General features: G+C 61.4%; 2 protein-coding genes. Both read right to left on the bottom strand.

Annotated features, from left to right (window positions below; translation table 11 throughout):
* Positions 1 to 671 (bottom strand): efflux RND transporter permease subunit (locus tag AC1D17_RS28855; RefSeq protein ID WP_477568618.1); only part of this gene is annotated, 671 nt, incomplete at its 3' end.
* Between the two features lie 29 nt (positions 672 to 700).
* A complete protein-coding gene (locus AC1D17_RS28860; protein ID WP_477568619.1) occupies positions 701 to 1,792 on the bottom strand; it encodes an efflux RND transporter periplasmic adaptor subunit in 1,092 nt (363 codons plus the stop codon).

The following is a 1,792-nucleotide window of genomic DNA, read 5'->3' on the forward strand; positions in this document are numbered from 1 at the left end:
ACATTGTTCTGCCCCTTGATGGCATTCTGCACGTCGGCAAGCGTCAACCCGCGGGCCGCCAGCACCGCCGACGAAATGTCGATATAGATCTTTTCCGGCTGGTCGCCGATGATGACGGCCTTTTCGACACCGGGCGTCGTCAGCAGCATATCGCGCGCCTGAATGGCGAACGTCTTCAGTTCCGGATAGCTGTAGCCCTCGCCGCTGAGCGAGTGCAGGGTAATGAACGTGTCGCCGAACTCGTCGTTGAAATAGGGACCGAGCAGGCCCTGCGGCAATTCATTGGCGATATCGCCGATCTTCTTGCGCACCTGATAGAAGGCATCAGCAACCTGCGCGGCGTTGGTGTCGCCCTTGACCTGCAGGGTGATGATGGCGCTGCCGGCGCGGGTGTAGGAACGGACGAAATCGAGATGCGGGGTCTCCTGCAGCTTGCGCTCGATCTTGTTGACAACCTGATCTTCCATGTCCTGGATCGATGCGCCCGGCCAGATCGCCTGGACGACCATGACGCGGAAGGTGAAATCCGGATCTTCTTTCTGCCCCATGCGCATCAGTCCGAGCACGCCGGTGATGAGGATCAGCCCGAACAGGAAGCGCGCGATGCTCGGATGCCTGATCGCCCAGCGCGACAGGTTGAAGGACTGTTTTTGGTCGGTGGAGGAGGTCATCGGCATATCCCGCTTTCGATGGATTTGGCTCAGCGCACGAGCTGGGTGTTTTCGCCAGTCGCCGCAGCTGCGGCAGATTGCTGCGATGTTTCGCTGCTAAGCTTCACCTTCAGACCCTCCGTCATAAACTGGGTGCCGGCGGCAACCACGGCATCGCCGGGTTTCAATCCTTCGGCGATCCGCACGCCGTCACCGGTAAAATCGGCGACCTTGACTGCGCGGGCGTGCACGGTCCCGGCGGCGCGATCGACGGTCCAGACGATGGGCTGGCCATCCTTCCTGGCAAGCGCTCCCAAGGGGACGGAGACCAGTTGCTGCGTATCGGCAGCAGCGGCCACGATGCCGGCGGTCATGCCGAGAAGCACGCTCGGATCATTCGGCAGACTGATGCGTACCGCGAAGGTACGCGATTGCGGCTCGGCGCTGCCGGCCACCTCACGCACCTTGCCTTGCAGCAGCAGCGCCGCGTTCGACCAGAACCCCACCGTGACGGTCTTGCCGGGCTTGAATTGCGCAATATCCGTTTCGGGTATGGCAACCAGCACTTCCTTTTCGCCATCGACGGCAACGCTGACAACCGGCGTTCCCGAGCCGACGACCTGGCCGATATCGGCACTGATTGCGGTGACGATGCCGTTCTGGTCGGACTTCAGATCGGTATAGCTGACCTGGTTCTTCGCCTGGTCGAGTGCCGACCTTGCCGCGTCACGAGTGGCAACTGCTTGATTGTAGCCAAGTGTCGCCTGTTCGAGTTGCGATTTTGGCGAAACGTTCTTGGCAAACAGCTGCTCGGCGCGCACGCGCGCCAGTTCCGTGGTCTCCACCTGCCGTTCGGCTGCATCGAGATTTGCCTTGGCGCTGGTCAGCGCCAGCGCGTAGTCGGCCTGATCGATGCGGGCGAGCAGATCGCCCGATTTCACCCTTTGGCCGATATCGACAAGGCGCCCGGTGATCTTGCCGTTGACGCGGAACCCGAGGTTCATCTCGGTGCGGGCACGCACCGTGCCGGAATAGCTAAGCGTGCGCGAAGTATCGATGGCGGCAATCTCGACTACTTTCACCGGCCGAACGATCTCCTTCGTTTCAGCCTTTTCCTCAGAACACCCGGACAGGGTGAGCAC

Source organism: Pararhizobium sp. P1_E7 (assembly GCF_056405855.1).